Origin of the sequence: Anabaena sp. CCY 0017 (assembly GCF_963920885.1) — a bacterium.
Classification (GTDB): domain Bacteria; phylum Cyanobacteriota; class Cyanobacteriia; order Cyanobacteriales; family Nostocaceae; genus Nodularia.
On the sequence record NZ_CAWUDG010000006.1, the window covers coordinates 31583 to 49904 of the forward strand.

17 protein-coding genes are annotated in these 18322 nt (G+C 43.3%); 7 read left to right on the forward strand and 10 right to left on the reverse strand.

From position 1 onward, the window contains the following. The first annotated feature begins 15 nt into the window (after positions 1-15). Complete coding sequence (locus tag ACM0OW_RS09430) at positions 16-180, forward strand: hypothetical protein (protein WP_414549792.1); 165 nt, start codon at positions 16-18, stop codon at positions 178-180. A gap of 202 nt (positions 181-382) precedes the next feature. Here the strand turns inward: ACM0OW_RS09430 and argH are convergent, their stop codons facing one another. The 6 genes from argH to trmD form a co-directional block, all read right to left on the reverse strand. Continuing rightward, positions 383-1768 carry an argininosuccinate lyase gene (gene argH, locus ACM0OW_RS09435; RefSeq protein WP_414549793.1) on the reverse strand — a complete coding sequence of 462 codons (1386 nt, stop codon included), beginning with the start codon at positions 1766-1768 and terminating at the stop codon, positions 383-385. A 175-nt stretch (positions 1769-1943) separates the two neighbouring features. Then, entirely contained in the window at positions 1944-2150 is a 207-nt protein-coding gene (locus tag ACM0OW_RS09440) for a hypothetical protein (protein WP_414549794.1), read from the reverse strand. Positions 2151-2262: 112 nt separating this feature from the next. Then, positions 2263-3051, reverse strand: a complete 789-nt coding sequence (gene larB, locus ACM0OW_RS09445) for a nickel pincer cofactor biosynthesis protein LarB (protein ID WP_414549796.1) — start codon at positions 3049-3051, stop codon at positions 2263-2265. 81 nt (positions 3052-3132) lie between these two features. Beyond that, entirely contained in the window at positions 3133-4917 is a 1785-nt protein-coding gene (locus ACM0OW_RS09450; protein WP_414549798.1) for an ABC transporter substrate-binding protein, read from the reverse strand. A 185-nt stretch (positions 4918-5102) separates the two neighbouring features. After that, positions 5103-5591: a 2-C-methyl-D-erythritol 2,4-cyclodiphosphate synthase gene (gene ispF / locus ACM0OW_RS09455; protein ID WP_414549799.1), complete on the reverse strand. Its 489-nt coding sequence runs from the start codon at positions 5589-5591 to the stop codon at positions 5103-5105. Between the two features lie 52 nt (positions 5592-5643). Beyond that, a complete protein-coding gene (gene trmD / locus ACM0OW_RS09460; protein ID WP_414549800.1) occupies positions 5644-6348 on the reverse strand; it encodes a tRNA (guanosine(37)-N1)-methyltransferase TrmD in 705 nt (234 codons plus the stop codon). 635 nt (positions 6349-6983) lie between these two features. On the opposite strand from trmD, the gene ACM0OW_RS09465 reads away from it, so the two are divergent. Beyond that, positions 6984-7847 carry a cyanophycinase gene (locus ACM0OW_RS09465; RefSeq protein ID WP_414549801.1) on the forward strand — a complete coding sequence of 288 codons (864 nt, stop codon included), beginning with the start codon at positions 6984-6986 and terminating at the stop codon, positions 7845-7847. Positions 7848-8036: 189 nt separating this feature from the next. Further along, entirely contained in the window at positions 8037-10739 is a 2703-nt protein-coding gene (gene cphA, locus ACM0OW_RS09470) for a cyanophycin synthetase (protein ID WP_414549803.1), read from the forward strand. Between the two features lie 39 nt (positions 10740-10778). On the opposite strand, the gene tatA is transcribed toward cphA, so the two are convergent. The 3 genes from tatA to ACM0OW_RS09485 are packed head-to-tail and all read right to left on the reverse strand — an operon-like array spanning position 10779 to position 13882. Beyond that, positions 10779-10952 (reverse strand): twin-arginine translocase TatA/TatE family subunit, encoded by a 174-nt coding sequence (tatA, locus tag ACM0OW_RS09475; RefSeq protein ID WP_414549804.1) that lies wholly within the window; start codon positions 10950-10952, stop codon positions 10779-10781. Between the two features lie 41 nt (positions 10953-10993). Then, positions 10994-12403 (reverse strand): serine/threonine protein kinase, encoded by a 1410-nt coding sequence (locus tag ACM0OW_RS09480; protein ID WP_414549805.1) that lies wholly within the window; start codon positions 12401-12403, stop codon positions 10994-10996. Positions 12404-12427: 24 nt separating this feature from the next. Then, positions 12428-13882 carry a serine/threonine protein kinase gene (locus tag ACM0OW_RS09485; RefSeq protein WP_414549806.1) on the reverse strand — a complete coding sequence of 485 codons (1455 nt, stop codon included), beginning with the start codon at positions 13880-13882 and terminating at the stop codon, positions 12428-12430. A 94-nt stretch (positions 13883-13976) separates the two neighbouring features. Between ACM0OW_RS09485 and cbiT the strand changes: the two genes are divergently transcribed. Together cbiT and ACM0OW_RS09495 are read left to right on the forward strand one after the other, a co-directional pair. Next, the gene (gene cbiT, locus ACM0OW_RS09490; protein WP_414549807.1) at positions 13977-14579 is read left to right on the forward strand and encodes a precorrin-6Y C5,15-methyltransferase subunit CbiT; all 603 of its coding nucleotides are present in this window, start codon (positions 13977-13979) and stop codon (positions 14577-14579) included. Between the two features lie 84 nt (positions 14580-14663). Continuing rightward, on the forward strand, positions 14664-15554 hold the full coding sequence (locus ACM0OW_RS09495; protein ID WP_414549808.1) for a phosphatidate cytidylyltransferase: 891 nt from the start codon (positions 14664-14666) through the stop codon (positions 15552-15554). 282 nt (positions 15555-15836) lie between these two features. Here the strand turns inward: ACM0OW_RS09495 and ACM0OW_RS09500 are convergent, their stop codons facing one another. Beyond that, positions 15837-16544: a DUF2993 domain-containing protein gene (locus ACM0OW_RS09500; protein WP_414549809.1), complete on the reverse strand. Its 708-nt coding sequence runs from the start codon at positions 16542-16544 to the stop codon at positions 15837-15839. A 144-nt stretch (positions 16545-16688) separates the two neighbouring features. Here ACM0OW_RS09500 and ACM0OW_RS09505 point away from each other — a divergent pair, with 144 nt between their 5' ends. Together ACM0OW_RS09505 and ACM0OW_RS09510 are read left to right on the forward strand one after the other, a co-directional pair. After that, positions 16689-17483 (forward strand): pseudouridine synthase, encoded by a 795-nt coding sequence (locus tag ACM0OW_RS09505; protein ID WP_414549810.1) that lies wholly within the window; start codon positions 16689-16691, stop codon positions 17481-17483. After that, positions 17480-18286, forward strand: a complete 807-nt coding sequence (locus tag ACM0OW_RS09510; RefSeq protein ID WP_414549811.1) for a helix-turn-helix domain-containing protein — start codon at positions 17480-17482, stop codon at positions 18284-18286. Before ACM0OW_RS09505 ends, ACM0OW_RS09510 begins: the two co-directional genes overlap by 4 nt. Positions 18287-18322 lie beyond the last annotated feature (36 nt).

Genomic DNA, 18322 nt, shown 5'->3' on the forward strand with positions numbered 1-18322 from the left:
TTAAATGAGGTGAACATGGCCAAGCGCCGTAACCCGAAAAAAGAAAAGGCGCTACGGAACCAGGCGTATGCCAGAAAGTTTCGTAAACGAACTACTACAGGAAGAATGCAAAGAAGGTTCCAACAAAGACCTCCGAAGAGTGAGGAAGAAGAAGGCGCAGCAGCAACTGATACTGAATAAGCCGTCTGTTGAAATCCTTATTACTTAAATCTTGAATTTTCAGGGCGTACATATTATATGTACGCCCTGATTTGTTTGTATAAAGCATAACCAAATGCCAAAAATCCTGGGTTTTGTGGGGTTATGCCTTCGGCACGCTACGCGAACACTGTGTTCAACCCAACCTATATTTTTTTTCTTTCATCAGAGTCGTAAAAGAGCGCTATTCACCAATTTGAGTGCGGGCTGTGGCAATTGCCTGATTAACCTGTGCAAAACCTGTGCCACCATAACTGTTACGGGCGGCGACAACTTGACGGGGCGATATTGCTTCATAAATATCTGTGGCAAATGCGGGATGCAGTTGTTGCCATTCTTCTAAAGTCAAATCTTTTAAAAGTTTACCTGCGGCAATACTGGTTTTTACTACTTTACCTACGAGGTTATAAGCTTCTCTGAAGGGTACACCCTTTGCAGCTAGATAATCTGCTACATCTGTAGCGTTGGAAAAATCTTCAGCTACGGCTGTTGCTAAACGCTGGGTACGAAATTCTAAACCTTCGCGCAAAAGTATTGTCATTGCTTCTAGAGAAGCTTTGATGGTGTTAACGCTGTCAAATAAACCTTCTTTGTCTTCTTGCAGGTCTTTATTGTATGCCAGGGGTAGTCCTTTCATAATTACCAGCATGGCTTGCAAATGACCAAAGACTCGCCCAGTTTTTCCCCGCACCAATTCTGGGACATCAGGATTTTTCTTTTGCGGCATAATGCTAGAACCAGTGGCACAGCTATCTTTGAGAGTAACGAAACGAAATTCTTCAGATGACCAAAGAATAATTTCCTCTGAAAGGCGGCTGAGGTGAACCATGATTAAGCTTGCAGCACAGAGAAATTCAATGGCAAAGTCGCGATCGCTGACTCCATCCAAGCTATTAGCATAAACACTCTCAAAATGCAAGAGTTCGGCTGTGTAATGTCGATCAATGGGGAAAGTGGTTCCCGCCAATGCACCACACCCCAGAGGTGAAATATTCACTCGGCGGGCAACATCCTCCAGGCGTTCCCAGTCCCGTTGTGCCATTTGGAAATATGCCATAAGATGATGAGCTAAACTCAGGGGTTGGGCGCGTTGTAGGTGAGTATAGCCGGGAATTAGAGTTTCCACGTGCTTTTCCGCTATATCTAGCAACACACCTTGAAATTCTCGCAAGTGGCTACGGATGGCTATGATTTGGTCGCGGAGATAAAGTCTAGTGTCAGTGCCTACTTGGTCATTACGCGATCGCGCTGTATGCAGCTTTTTACCCACATCACCCACAATTTCCGTCAATCGTCGTTCCACCGCAAAATGCACATCTTCCGCATCAATTCCCGGCTGAAATTTTCCTTGGCGGTATTCTTGGCGAATTTGTTCTAAACCCAGCACCAGTTCTTCCCCCTCAGATGGGGAGATAATACCAGTGTGAGCCAACATTTTGGCATGAGCTTGAGAACCAGTCAGATCATATTCGATTAATTCAATATCAAAACCTATACTGGCATTAAAACGCGCGATCGCTGGATGCAATGCCGATTCAAAGCGCTGACTCCACGTTTGTTCTTTAGTCATAAAAATAATACGGTAATTGGAAAACTCAGCGTCTTCAGACCTGAGAGGGAAACGAGCGAAGTAATTTATAGATGATGAGGAAATTAGAAATTAGAGAATGGGGAGTAGTGATTTAGGAATACCACAAGAAATTTATCACTCTTTCTGCTTTTTTTCCGCTACTCCCCTACTCTCATCAACCGTAACTTGTAAGACCCCGGAGAATATAACCAATAACCAGACCAATCAACAGCGCCCACACTTGACCTGTTAGTACAAAGTTGTTCCAAGCTTGTTGCATTTGACCTACAACATCTGGATCGTTAATGCTTTGAGCTAGCATTGTCAGATTTACTGGCAGTTGCCAAACTAACTGAGATATTACACCGCTTAAGTAGTTCATAGCTTGGTAATTTATGGGTGATTTACGGCAATATTTAGTAGCCAGTTGTTAGTTTTTATCCACTAAACACTGACTACCCATTGAAATCTTACGATAACTTGACTGTAACAACTCAAGATGTAGCAGATAACAACCGTAATTTCTCGGCTGTTCGCAAAATTTGCCCCGCTAGAACAGCAGCACCAAAACCATTATCAATATTCACCACACCAATACCAGCCGCACAGGAGTTCAGCATTGTCAATAGAGGGGCTAAACCGCCAAAACTCGCGCCATAACCGATACTGGTAGGAACAGCAATCACCGGACAATCTGCCAAACCTGCCACAACGCTGGGCAAAGCACCTTCCATTCCAGCCACAACAATGAGAACTGAAGCTGATTCAATCAGATGGCGATTACTTAGCAAACGGTGAATTCCCGCCACACCCACATCCCAAAGACGCTGGACACGAAAGCCCGAAAGTTCTGCTGTGACAGCCGCCTCTTCAGCTACAGCTAAGTCAGCAGTGCCGGCGGAGAGAATACCAATTAACCCCTCCATTTTGGGTTCGATGATAGGGGGAGTAATCGCACAAATTCTCGCCAATTCGTAATACTGCAAATCTATAATTTTTGCTTGCAGTGCAGTATAAACTGCTGGTTCAATGCGGGTTGCCATGACCACCGAATTACGCCGCCGCATCACTCCCATAATTTGAGCAATCTGTTGGGGAGTTTTACCTGGCCCCCAAATTACTTCTGGAAAACCAGTTCTGAGTTCGCGATGGTGGTCAATTTTGGCAAACTCACCCACAGGTTCATAGGCTAAATCTTTGAGTGAATCTAAGGCCATATCTGGGGTAACTTTACCATTGGCAACCGCTTGCAGGAGCGATCGCAAATTTTCAGGTTGAGTCACAATAATTTTAGATTGAGGAATGAAGAGATTGAGGGCAATGAGACAGTAATAAATAACACTAAATTTTTCATGATCATTTACTTAGTCGGTAACTTTGATTTCATAAATATTCCAGAATGCGCCTCCCAAAGCTGAGTATTGAATACCTTCAAATTTATTCCGCACGGCTGACAATGAGTAAGGATTAACCAAGTGAATAAGTGGTAAATACTCCTGGGTAATCCTCTGAGTTTCAGCATAAATTTCTTTTCGTTTAGCTTCGTCTAATTCCCTGGCGGCTTGAATGTAAAGTTCACCAATTCTGGCCTCCCAAGGCGCGACTTCCCAACCTTCAACGGGCTTTTGTCCCGCTTGGGGTTTTTGATTAAACATATGTAATCCACCTTCAGGGTTCCAGACATTAGCCCCATTATTTGGTTCTAAACCACCACTCAATCCTAGTAAAGAAGCATCCCAGTCAAGAGTATTGGCTAGCTTATCAGTGTAAGTATTCCATGCCAAAGGCGTGAAATCCACTTGCATCCCAATTTTGCCTAAATCTTGTCTAATTTGCGCTCCCATTGCTTCGCGGATACGGTTGCCAGCATTCGTCAGTAAAGTGAAGCGAACGCGATTTCCTTCGGCATCTAATAGTTCCCCTTGGGCATTGTATTTAAATCCAGCTTTTGTCAGCAATTCTTTCGCTTTTTCTGGATTGTAATCGTAGGTTTTTAGTCCTTCTTCAGGTGAAAAATAAAAGGGACTTTGGACGGGAATGGGTGAATCTTGAGGTTTACCCAAGCCACGAAAAGTATTATTAATCATTGTTTTGCGGTCAATAGCATAAGCTACAGCCTGCCGAAATTCTACTGTATTAAACCAACGTGATTTTATGGGATCTACTAGCGGTTTACCATCTCTTCTACCTTTGTTGAGATTAAACAAAACAAATGATGTCACAGTAGTTGGTCCACCATTGTAGATAGTGAAATTACCCTGTTTTTCTTGCTTTTTCAGCAAAGAAAAGTAATCTGCTGTGACTGCGATAGAATCTAAACTACCAGAACGAAATTGCAGCAATGAAGTATCTGTGGATTCCACAATTGACCATACTATTCGTTCAATATAAGGTTGAGATTCTCCTTGTGTCCCTTTGCGCCAATAGTAGGGGTTACGCTGAAAAATTACCCGTTGACTGGTATCGTAACGCTCTAACTTGTAAGGGCCATTGACGATAATTTGCTCCACAGGAGTATCAACGCCCCACTTTGTCAGAAATATGGGCTTACCTTCTTGGTCTTTTGTCTTAATAGATTCTGCGAGAATATGGGCAGGTAAAATGGGTAGTCCTAGAATTTGTAAAAATGGTGCAAATGGTTCTGGAGTAGTGAATTGAACCCGTCGGTTATCGATTTTTTTGACATTAGGTAATGCCCGACTTTCACCAATTCGCAAAACGTCTCTAGTGTCTGTGGGAATTTCTTCATTCAGATAAATCTCGTTATAAGTAAAAACTACATCATCCACTGTTAATGCTTGACCATCAGACCATTTCAAACCCTCTCTGAGAGTGAAGATAAATCCCAAGTCATCATCAGTAGTTTGCCAAGACTCTGCTAAATTCGGCTCTATTTCCCCAGTTATCGGGTTTTGATTGGTTAACCCCTCGTAAGTCAAACTAAATATGTTAGGGACTTCTGAACTGAGGGCATAGTTAAAGGTTTTGGGGTCACTCAGGATGCTGTTTACTAACTGTGGTACTTGAGCGGCTGTACTTTTAAAGTTAGATGGATTGCAAGCCGCAACTGTAATGGCTGCTAGTGAGGCTAGAATTATTGGTAGCCAAAAACGTTTAATTTGATTAGAGATTTTTTTAGTTAATATCATAATTTCTCGTTTAGTTTGATGATCTAGACGTAAACCAGTCAAGAAAATGCTGCGTCATAGTAAAATACCTAATCCCAGCTTGAGGTGTATCAAAATCTGTACTATTATTAATAAATAAATTTTTATCATCTAAATTTAGCTGATAAAAACTGTATACCTTTGTTTAGCTATATGCTAACAATTTACTAATCGCTAGCAACTAATAAAATTACAGCGTAAGCACATATACCTTCTTCTCGACCAACAGGGCCTAACTTTTCGTTAGTGGTAGCTTTTATACCAATTTGATTTGGTAGTAATTCTAAAACAGTCGCTAACTTAGCACGCATTTTTTCAATATGCGGTTTCAATTTGGGACGTTCTGCTACTACTACCGAGTCAATATTCCCGATCTGCCAACCTTGCTCCCTAATGAGCTGATGTACTTGAGTTAATAACACCAAACTATCCGCCCCAGCCCATTGAGGATCAGTAGGGGGAAAATAATGACCAATATCCCCCAGGGATAATGCCCCCAACATGGCATCCATAATGGCGTGAGTTAGTACATCAGCGTCACTATGCCCCAATAAGCCCAGTTCATGAGGAATTTGGATTCCTCCTAAAATTAAAGGGCGATCGCTCACTAATCTATGGATATCGTAGCCGTTACCAATCCGAATATTCATGGTCATTAGTCATTACTAAGTATCTTCTCCCCTGCACCCTGCCCGCTCCCCCTGCCCCCTACTCCCTACTCCCCTGCTTTTCCTGTTGCCATTTTTGCAGCAAATCAGGGCGGCGATCGCCTGTTCTTTGGATTTGTTGTTCATATCGCCATCGGGCAATTTCGGCATGATTGCCAGAAAGCAAGACATCAGGGACTTTCCAGCCCCGAAAATCAGCTGGGCGAGTGTACTGGGGATAATCCAGCAACCCCTCCTCAAAACTTTCGGACTTGAGTGACTCGACTTTGCCCACAGTGCCTGGTAGAAGCCTCACCACACCATTAAGTAATGCCATTGAGGGAATTTCCCCACCCGTGAGAATAAAATCGCCTAAAGACACCTCACGGGTCACTAAATGCAGCACCCTCTCATCGACCCCTTCGTAATGACCACAGATTACTACTAGTTGGTCGTAATTAGTGGCTAATTCTTTGAGCAGGGGTTGATTTATGGTTTGACCCTGGGGACTCATTAAAATAATCTCTCTACGGGGTAGAGTTGGCAGCGACTCCACAGCAGTAAAGATGGGTTCCGGCTTCATCAGCATCCCCACCCCACCGCCGTAGGGTTCATCATCCGCCTTATGATGCTTATCGGTGGTAAAATCTCTGGGGTTAACCAGATTCACCTGGGCAATCTGTTTAGCTAAGGCTTTAGCTAGCAGCCCAGAATTTAAGACTGAGGTAAAACAGTCAGGAAAAAGTGTAACTATATCAAAGCGCACAGTAATTCGTATTCGAGAACACTAATCTTAAATTTGAATGTCTAGCAAACACAATCAGTCAATGTAGGATAGAACTACAGATAAGTTTAATCAATAGTGACTAAAACTACCAGAACTATTGATGTTAGGTAGGATCAAAAGTTTTTCTAATTACTTAATTTGTGTTTAAATATTGTCACAAGTACATTTAAATTAATAATCTGACTAAGTTAACAACTTCGGTGGCTGCATAGCCCCAGCCTCAAAAAAAGCGTGTTAAAACCTGATGGATACCAATACCAGAGGGAAAACGGACGTTTTATTCCACGGGGGAAACCCCTGCACACCAAGTGTCAAATCTAGTCTCCCAAGCATTATTTTGCCAGTCTGGAAAAAGTGTACAGGTGGACAACAAGGAACCTTGGCTTTGAGGAACAGCTACGGATACATAAAAATAGAGGCTTCTCTTAACGGAGACGCTGCGCGAATATGTATACCAAGCAAGAAGTTAAATCGACCACTTACCTCGATCATAACTTCGGACAAGTTCCCTCTCCAAAAAGCTCAGTGCAAAAATTATCAGCCGACTGATAGCCTGCGTGGCAATGGCCTAAACCTTGTTAAATTCACCTGAAGTTGTTGACAGGAGAAACATAATGCCGCAATTAAAAGCTAAATCGCTGGAAATGAGGACACCCCAAGCAACTAAAACCGCCGTTCTGGTTATCGGAGGCGCAGAAGATAAAGTTCATGGACGCGATATCCTCAGAACTTTTGTTGGTCGTGCTGGTGCTAGTAAGGCCTATATTACAATTATTCCATCGGCTTCTCGCGAACCCGCTATCATCGGTAGTAGGTATATTCGCCTGTTTGAAGAAATGGGTGCCGAAAAGGTCGAAATTTTAGACATCCGCGAACGGGAACAGTGTGAAACTCCCGAAATCAAAGAATCATTGGAAGCCTGTACTGGTGTATTTCTGACAGGAGGCGATCAATTACGTCTTTGTGGCGTACTTTCAGATACACCAGCGATGGAAATTATCCGACAACGAGTGCGAGCCGGACAGCTGACCCTAGCAGGCACTAGTGCGGGGGCTGCTGTCATGGGTCATCACATGATTGCTGGCGGTGGTAGTGGTGAAACTCCAAATCGTTCCTTGGTCGATATGGCAACGGGTTTAGGTTTTATTCCCGAAGTGATTGTTGACCAGCATTTTCACAATCGTAACCGTATGGGTCGCCTGATTAGTGCGATCGCAGCTCATCCCGATCGTCTCGGTATTGGCATTGATGAAGATACCTGTGCTGTATTTGAACGTGATGGTTGGCTACAAGTTGTCGGTAAAGGCAGTGTCACCATTGTCGATCCCACAGAAGTTACCCATACCAATGAACCTCACGTCGGCGCAAATGAACCTCTAACTGTGCATAATTTACGACTGCACATCCTCAGCTATGGCGATCGCTTCCATTTGTACCAGAGGACTGTACTACCTGCTGTGCATCGAATCTCTAGCTGAGGGAATAAAGTATGCTCGGTTACACTGTGTTGTTGCTTGCAGCCGAAGGCATCGCTGACTGGGTTTCTTGCTGTAAAAAAATCATAAGCATACCATGAAAAAGAAAAAACTGTTTGTTAGGAACAGTTTAGCGATCAATTTCAGTAAGAAACTAGAATTTCGGTTCCGAATCTCCATCTACCTATTCCCATGAGAATCCTCAAGATCCAGACCTTACGTGGCCCAAATTACTGGAGCATTCGACGCCATAAGCTGATCGTCATGCGCCTCGATTTAGAAAAACTTGCCGAGATGCCCTCGAATGAAATCCCTGGCTTTTATGAAGGATTAGTAGAGGCGCTACCAAGTCTGGAGGGTCACTATTGCTCGCCTGGCTGTCGCGGTGGTTTTCTAATGCGGGTCAAAGAAGGCACCATGATGGGCCATATCGTGGAACACGTAGCCCTAGAACTCCAGGAATTAGCCGGAATGCACGTCGGCTTTGGGCGCACCCGTGAAACTGCCACACCTGGAATTTTCCAGGTAGTAATCGAGTACCTGAATGAGGAAGCGGGACGCTACGCTGGACGAGCTGCTGTGCGGCTGTGCCAAAGTATCGTTGATAGAGGTCGTTATCCCAAAGCCGAACTCGAGCAAGATATTCTCGACCTGAAAGACTTATACCGCGAATCTTCTTTAGGGCCTTCCACAGAAGCAATCGTTAAAGAAGCCGAAAAACGGGGTATTCCCTGGACACAATTGAGCGCCCGCTTTTTGATTCAGATGGGTTACGGCGTGAATCAGAAGCGTATGCAGGCCACAATGACCAATAAAACCGGTATTTTGGGTGTAGAACTAGCTTGCGACAAAGAAGCGACCAAACGCATTCTCGCCGCAGCTGGCGCTCCAGTTCCCAGAGGTACGGTGATTAACTTTTTAGACGACCTCGAAGAAGCCATTGAATATGTTGGCGGCTATCCCATCGTCATCAAACCATCGGATGGTAATCACGGACGTGGTATTACCATTGATATTAGAACCTGGGATGAAGCTGAAGCAGGTTATGAGGCGGCCAGACTTGTCTCTCGGTCAATTATTATTGAGCGCTATTACGTTGGGCGAGACCATCGGGTACTAGTTGTAGATGGCAAAGTCGTAGCAGTAGCCGAACGCGTTCCAGCTCACGTAGTTGGTAATGGCAGATCCACCATTGGCGATCTAGTGGAAGAAACCAACCAAGATCCTAATCGCGGTGACGGTCACGATAAAATCCTCACGAAAATTGAACTAGATCGCAACAGCTACCAACTGTTAGAAAGGCAAGGTTACACTCTCAATAGCGTACCACCAAAGGGAGTAATTTGTTACCTGCGAGCAACGGCCAATTTAAGTACGGGTGGTAGTGCTATAGATCGCACTGACGAAATCCATCCAGAAAATGTTTGGCTAGCACAAAGGATAGTAAAAATTATTGGTTTGGATATCGCTGGACTCGATATTGTCACTACAGATATTAGTCGTCCTCTGAGAGAAATGGATGCTGTAATTGTGGAAGTAAATGCTGCACCTGGTTTCAGGATGCACGTTGCCCCAAGTATTGGCACTCCCCGCAACGTTGCCGGCGCAGTGATGGATATGCTGTTTCCCAACCAACAATCGGGACTGATTCCGATATTAAGTGTCACAGGTACTAATGGTAAAACCACTACAACTCGACTATTAGCACATATTTACAAGCAGACAGGGAAAGTAGTCGGATATACAACTACAGATGGGACTTACATCGGTGAATACTTAGTTGAATCTGGAGATAATACTGGGCCGCAAAGCGCTCACGTGATTCTCGAAGATCCAACTGTAGAAGTAGCGGTGCTGGAAACGGCTCGTGGTGGGATTCTTCGCTCTGGACTAGGGTTTGAAAATGCTAACGTCGGTGTAGTGCTGAACGTAGCTGCTGATCATCTCGGCATAGGTGATATAGATACTATCGATCAGTTAGCTAACCTGAAGAGTGTCGTAGCCGAAGCTGTTTTTCCTGATGGCTACGCAGTTCTGAACGCTGATGATCACCGTGTGGCGGCAATGGCAGAGAGAACAAAAGCTAATATTGCCTACTTCACAATGAATCCTGACTCGGAATTAGTGCGGAAGCACATTCAAAAGGGAGGAGTAGCCGCAGTTTACGAAAATGGCTATCTGTCAATTGTTAAAGGTGATTGGACGCATCGCATCGAAAGAGCCGAAAATATTCCCTTGACAATGGGCGGACGTGCGCCGTTTATGATTGCTAATGCTTTAGCAGCTAGTTTGGCAGCCTTTGTCCAAAACGTCACAATTGAAGAGATTCGGGCTGGCTTGAAGACCTTCCGGGCTTCGGTAAGTCAAACGCCAGGACGGATGAATTTATTTAATCTAGGGAAATATCACGCTTTAGTAGACTATGCTCACAATCCAGCTAGTTACGAAGCCTTGGGTTCTTTTGTCCGGAATTGGACCACAGGAGAGCGCATTGGCGTAGTTGGTGGCCCTGGCGATCGCCGTGATGAAGATTTTGTTACCTTGGGTAAATTATCCGCAAATATTTTTGACCACATCATTGTCAAAGAAGATGATGATACCAGGGGACGGTCACGGGGATCAGCCGCCGAATTGATTACTCAAGGCATCACCGAAGTTAATCCAAATTCTCGTTATGAATCGATTTTGGATGAAACCGCAGCGATTAATAAAGCTTTAGATATGGCTCCCGATAACAGTCTGGTGGTAATTTTGCCAGAAAGTGTCAATCGAGCTATCAAGTTAATCAAGCTGCGTGGTTTAGTGACAGAGGAGGTACAGCCACAAAATACCTCCACAACCATCGTAGACAACCAAAATGGGGTGACATCTTCTGTGATCAATACATTGCTATAGTCACACAGTAGAGACGGATAATCGCGTCTCTACCATTGGCTATTGCTTTTCCTGTTCAACAGTGGTGTCATCATCATGAGAGTTGAGTTCTTCCTTAAAACCCCGTAAGGTTTTACCCAGGGCATTTCCCAATTCAGGAAGTTTTTTAGGGCCAAAAATGACAATGGCGACTACGGCAATTATCACTACTTCCGGCAATCCCAGTCCAAACATAATGTCTTGCCTGTTAAGGGTACATAAATATTAACGTAGCATTATCTGGTGATTTCCATACGTAACCAATCACTTAATTCATGAGCTAGCCATTCTAGTTCTGCTTCAGATTGAATAGCACTGGAATTGATACCAAGTTGATATTTTTGTACTCCTGCCCAAATCTCTAATTGAGCCGCCACTGTAGTTTTATCTCCGTCAGAGTCTTTTGTGATATGTCTGGGAATATAAACGAGTTTAGTAATGCTATTTCTGGGCGCTGGCGGGGGACTAAGATATCGGACTCCGAATAGCTCATATGCCAAGGCAATTTCCTCGTTATCTAAACTTAGTATAATTTTGCCAAATAAACCCAGCAATAAAGTCCTCAACATGAAAAAGCCAGCCCCCCAAAAAGGCAGTGAGAACAACGCAAAGGGGACGTTGAGCGGAAAAGGTGCAGAAAGAGCGCCAATTGTCCAAAAAAGGATAAAGGAATTCCAGGCGATCGCAAATAAACCTGTAAATAGCATCGACGGCTTAAAGCCAACTGGTGGAATCAGAATTTCTAAATGACCCCAGTTATTGGTGAGATCCAAGTTCTTGGTGAGTTGAATTTTACTCCCAGCAGGTTTGACAATATTTAAAGCATCAGGAATCTTCAAATCGGACTCATTCAAAGCTTTCAATGCTGACTCAGCAGAACTTGGCCGCAATGCTAAATTCGGTTCAGTCATCCACTGTAACCAACGAGTCAAGCCGGGACTCAGATGAGTTAGTTGCTCAAACTGAATGCGAAAATCCTTTTGAGGTAAATCGGCGGGATGGTTTCCTGTGATTAAATAAATTAAAGTTGCGCCTAAACTATAAAGGTCAGAAGCCGGAACAGTCCGCGCCCCAAATTGCTCTGGAGGCATATAACCATAAGTTCCGACTACTGTTCTGGTTCCGCCTTCTGTGGCGAGGACGGTTTGTACTGAACCAAAATCTACTAGGTAAACTTGACCGACACTATTCCCAGAACGTTCACCCAATAAAATATTGCTAGGCTTAAGATCACGGTGAATCACAGGGGGATGTAACCCATGTAGGTAAATCAGAATTTCTAAAAGGGCTGTGGCGACTTGTTTAACTTCAGTTTCTGTAAAAGTGCGCCCAGTTTGTAAATATTGTTCTAAAGTTTGAGCAGGGATATAACTTTGTACTAGAGCAAATCCTTTAATGTTGGGTGAATTTACTTCAAAATAGTTTAAATAGCGAGGGATGGCAGGATGGGACAAAGATTTTAAAGTTTCGGCTTCACGCTCAAACAGCTTGAGATCATCCCATTCAAAGTCACTATTAAACGAGAGTAACTTGATAACTACCAATTCCCCAGTTACTTGATCCCTAGCTAATAGCGATCGCCGCCCTGACTTTTTTCCCAATAGCTGCTGGACTTCGTAGCGGTCGCCTAAAATTTCGCTGACCATAATGGTTGCTGATAACGCTAGACATTAAAAGACTACTTCGTGGGTTATTTCTACATTTAACCAATCACTTAACTCATGGGCTAGCCATTCCAGTTCTGCTTCAGATTGAATACTACCAAAGGTTAGCCATTCCAGTTTCTTTTCAGAGTGAATACTCGGATTGACACCAAGCTGATACTTTTGTACTCCTGCTAGAATCTCCAATTGTGCTGATACTGTAGTGTAACCTTCAGGATCTTTATTAATATGTCTGGGAATATAAACGAGTTTAGTGATACTTTCTCTGGGCGATGGACGGGGACGACGAAATTTAAATCCTAATTCATATTGGTAGGAAATTTGCTGGTGATCTAAATGTAGTCTGATATTGCCAAATAACCCCACCAATATAGTATATACCGTGAAAAAGCCAATCCCCCAAAAAGGCAGTGAAGCCACAATAAAGGGGATGTTGGCAGGAAAAGGGAGAGAAAGAACTTTAATTGTCCACAATAACAGAAACGAATTCCAGGCGATCGCAAATAAACCTGTGAATAGCATCGACGGCTTAAAGCCAACTGGTGGAATCAGAATTTCTAAATGACCCCAGTTATTGGTGAGATCCAAGTTCTTGGTGAGTTGAATTTTACTCCCAGCAGGTTTGACAATATTTAAAGCATCAGGAATCTTCAAATCGGACTCATTCAAAGCTTTCAATGCTGACTCAGCAGAACTTGGCCGCAATGCTAAATTCGGTTCAGTCATCCACTGTAACCAACGAGTCAAGCCGGGACTCAGATGAGTTAGTTGCTCAAACTGAATGCGAAAATCCTTTTGAGGTAAATCGGCGGGATGGTTTCCTGTGATTAAATAAATTAAAGTTGCGCCTAAACTATAAAGGTCAGAAGCCGGAACAGTCCGCGCCCCAAATTGCTCTGGAGGCATATAACCATAAGTTCCGACTACTGTTCTGGTTCCGCCTTCTGTGGCGAGGACGGTTTGTACTGAACCAAAATCTACTAGGTAAACTTGACCGACACTATTCCCAGAACGTTCACCCAATAAAATATTGCTAGGCTTAAGATCACGGTGAATCACAGGGGGATGTAACCCATGTAGGTAAATCAGAATTTCTAAAAGGGCTGTGGCGACTTGTTTAACTTCAGTTTCTGTAAAAGTGCGCCCAGTTTGTAAATATTGTTCTAAAGTTTGAGCAGGGATATAACTTTGTACTAGAGCAAATCCTTTAATGTTGGGTGAATTTACTTCAAAATAGTTTAAATAGCGAGGGATGGCAGGATGGGACAAAGATTTTAAAGTTTCGGCTTCACGCTCAAACAGCTTGAGATCATCCCATTCAAAGTCACTATTAAACGAGAGTAACTTGATAACTACCAATTCCCCAGTTACTTGATCCCTAGCTAATAGCGATCGCCGCCCTGACTTTTTTCCCAATAGCTGCTGGACTTCGTAGCGGTCGCCTAAAATTTCGCTGACCATTATGATTGCTGATAACGCTGAGTTTAAGAGCTTTCTTCGCTGATGGCTTGTCATATTGGGCAAGCTGATATCTTTAGTATAATTGTGTCTTTCTATGCCCTCCCAAATTTGGCCTTATATTACCCCTGGTATTCCCGATGAATTATTTGAGCATTTGCCTGGTATTCCCTTCAGCCAGCGAGAAGTTCGGTTATTATTGATTTCTCAACTGCGGCTCAAACCTGATTCTGTATTATGGGATATTGGGGCGGGAACGGGGACGATTCCCGTAGAAGCAGGGCTACTGTGTCCTCAAGGAAAGATTATTGCCGTAGAACGAGACGAAGATGTAGCCAAATTAATTAGGCGCAACTGCGATCGCTTTGAAGTCAAAAATGTGGAAATAATTGAAGGTAGCGCCCCAGAGTGTTTGCATGATCTCAAAGTAGCACCTGACCGAGTTTGTATTGAGGGAGGAAAACTCATCCAAGACATTTTGCCAGCAGTATGGCATTATTTGCCCTCATCGGGTAGAGTTGTCGCCACAGCTGCTAATCTAGAAGGCTTGTATGCTATTTCTCAAAGCTTCTCTGTGTTGCGAGCCAGAAATATTGAAGTCGTCCAATCTGCGGTTAACCGTTTAGAGACACGCGGCTTTTCTCAAACCTTTACATCTGTTGATCCCATTTTTATCCTCAGTGGTGAGAAACTAGACTAGATTCAAAGGATGAAAACTGATGCATAAAGGATAAATCACACCTCATACTTCAGACTTCATCCTTTATACTTCATACTTACTTTTATGCCTTGGTCTCGGATTATTAGTGGAATTGTCGCGATCGCCCTTGCTCTGGTTGCAACCCTTTTGGGTGGCTGGTATTTTACCATCGCCATTGCGATCGTCGTGTTTTTAGGTCAAGAAGAATATTTTAATTTGGTACGAGCTAGAGGTATTGTTCCTGCTGCTAAAACAACGATGTTTGTCAGCCAAGCCTTACTGGTGATTTGTAACCTTAATCAAACTTTGGCTGATGCCATCATGCCAATAGCTGGGACGCTAATTTGTTTTTATTTGCTGTTTCAACCAAAAATGGCGACGATTGCCGATATTTCTGCTTCAATCATGGGACTATTTTATGTGGGTTACTTATCAAGTTACTGGGTAAGATTACGCACCCTGGGCAGTTTAGCCCACAGCAATCTCCCTTTTGGTGGTTACTGGCCTACAGATTGGACAAATATCTTACAGGAAAAAAGTTTCGCCTCTTTACCACAAGGATTGACTTTGACAGTGTTAACTTTCTTGTGTATTTGGGCAGCTGATATTGGTGCTTACGTTATTGGCAAATTCTTTGGGAAAACCCCTTTGTCTGACATCAGTCCCAAAAAGACTGTTGAGGGTGCCGTCTTTGGCATCGCTGCCAGCATTGTCGTAGCCATAGCTGGAGCCTATTACTTGCATTTGCCACAATTCCTGTTTACTGGTGTAGCACTGGGTTTACTGATTGGTATTGCCAGTCTTTTGGGTGATCTCACCGAGTCTATGCTCAAACGTGATGCTGGGGTTAAGGACTCAGGTCAGTTGATCCCCGGTCACGGTGGCATTTTAGACCGTACAGATAGTTATATCTTTACCGCCCCCTTGGTTTACTATTTCGTGACTCTTCTATTGCCCTTGATAGCAAATATCTGAGCAGGAAGAGGCAGGAGGGCAGGAGTGAAGACGCAGGGGGGCAGGGGGCAGGGTGCAGGGGTGAAGAAACTTACTCAGTACTCAGCACTTTCCCCGCTCCTGTACGGGCGGGTTTACCAAGGATTTTGACGAACCGCAGACTGATTACTTAAACCCGCCCCTACCCACTCAGCACTTTCCTCACTCCTGTACGGGCGGGTTTACTAAGGATTTTGACGCACCACAGACTGATTACTTAAACCCGCCCCTACCCACTCAGCACTTTCCCCACCCAGCACTTTTTTAAGGATTTATATTAATTCTTCCTTGACAGACCAGCTTGCCTGGGAGCAAACTGAGTTCTTGAATATCCACATCTGAACCAAGATCCAGATTGTAACTATGCTCATCCTCTAAAAGTGGGACTTCGTTTTGGATGGCTTGGATTTTCTCTAGCTTCAATTCATGACCGCCAACTAAGTTTAAATTTAAACAAATGTCCAGGGGTGTGGGTTCGCTTGCAGGTGATATAATAGATTTGAGTATAATTTTATTATTACCAAGTATTATTTCTTGCCAAGAAATTAGCTGAGATTTTAAACAGTCTTCTGGTAAGATTTTAGATACTACATCATTTAAAGCTGTAGATAATAGTTCAGATGAGAGAGAAGTATTGAGATCCTTTTCTTCGACGATCAGATTGCCAACTACTGGTACTATTTCTAAGAGTTTTACTGGTTTACCCTTGAGTATGGCTCCTATGTTTATCTGAATATTTTCAGCTATGAGTTGAATTCGTGTAATATTAAGGCCTTGATACACGGCATCACTTGCCAAAATAGATACCCAAGGTATACAACCAGAGAGAATTTGGCGATCGCTCGCTTTAATCTCGACTTCTAGCTGCGAAACTTCGCTGACTTGCGATTTTAACCAAAGCTTGAGCGCTTTTGTGAGGACGTTTGTAATGATGGGGATTTTGTGTAATCTTTGATTGGGTAATTTTTCCATTAAACCACTTGATTGATGGGTATTTGCTCAACCACTCAGTGAACTAAAATAAGCTTTAAATGTAACATTGATAGCTCCTCAGCACAAAACACAAATATTATCTTTATTATCTAAAAACTTTAGATTATACACAGTAATTTCAACATGGAGGCACGGGTACAAAAAATTTTGGCGCAATGGGGAATCGCCTCACGTCGCGAAGCTGAAGAAATGATTCGGCGATCGCGTGTGCAGGTCAATGGAACCCCTGCACATTTAGGTCAGAAAGTTGACCCAAAAAAAGATAAGATTTGTGTAGATGGTCAGCCAGTCTCTGCCCAGCAACAGCCGCCTTTAATGTATTTATTGCTACACAAACCAGGCGGAGTAGTTTCCACTTGCCACGACCCACAAGGAAGAAAAACAGTTTTGCATTTACTGCCTCCAGAATTACGGGTAGGTTCAGGTTTGCACCCAGTTGGTCGTTTAGATGCAGAATCAACTGGAGCATTAATTCTCACCAACGATGGAGACTTGACATTTGGACTCACCCATCCAAGTCACAGTATTCCTAAGACATATCAGGTTTTAGTAAAAGGACATCCCTCTGAAGCAGTGCTAGAAATGTGGTGTCAAGGTGTGGTCTTAGAAGGGAGAAAAACACGTCCTGCAAAAGTCCGTTTAATCGATACTCTTGCTAAAAATACCCATTTAGAAATAGTTTTAAAGGAGGGGAGAAACAGACAAATCCGCCGTGTAGCCCAACAGTTGGGATATCCAGTAATTAAGCTACATCGTACTGCCATAGGCCCCATTCAATTACAAACGCCAAATATACCCTTGTTGGATGAGGGTAACTATCGTTCTCTAAAAGACGCTGAAGTTCTCTTTTTAAAAGAGCATATTAAGCATCTACCTGTTAAAGATTTAGTTGAGGTCAGGAGATCCAAAAAAGCATGAAATGGCTAAAAAGTAAAGGTACACAGCAGCCCAAAGTTTCATTCAAACAACAACAATCGGAAAAATTGGCAGAACTGGGCGCTCGTCTGTGGGCTTCTCGTGAAGAACGTGCTTTATCACTAGAAGAAATGGTAGTTCTGACCAAAATTCCCCGGCGGTTGTTACAAGCCATTGAAGAAGGTAAATTAGATGACCTGCCAGAACCAGTTTATATTCAAGGCTTAATCAGACAATTTGCCGACGCATTAAGCTTGAATGGAGTAGAATTTGCCAGTAGTTTTCCTGTTGGTTCTCAAGCCGTGAGTTTACCGCCGACGGAAAAGAATCAGTCAATTGGTCTATTACGTCCTGTCCACCTTTACTTACTTTACATATTCGTCATTGTATGCTCTGTAAGTAGCTTATCTCAATTACTGAATAATAATGTTCTGAGCGACAGTAATCAAGAGTCAAGACGAGAAACTGTTTTAAAACCAGAGCTAAATCAATTAAATTCCCCAGAATCAAGTAATTCACAACCAATTAGTAATAACCCCAATTCCATCAATACCAATAAGTCAGTACATATTGGTGTTACCTTGCAGGCATCATCCTGGATTCGTGTAGTGGCTGATGGCAAAATTGAGTTTGAAGGGGTTCTCCCAGAAGGATCTCAGCGCACTTGGAAAGCCGAAGAACAACTAACCGTAAAAACTGACAATGCGGGTAGTGTGTTGATGAGTGTGAATCAGCAACAAGCCCAGCGCATGGGAGAACCAGGAAAAGAGAGAGAAATCAAGATAGCTGCTAAACCTAGGTCATAAGCAAGGGCTTAGTAGGGGCGGATTTAGTAATATTCT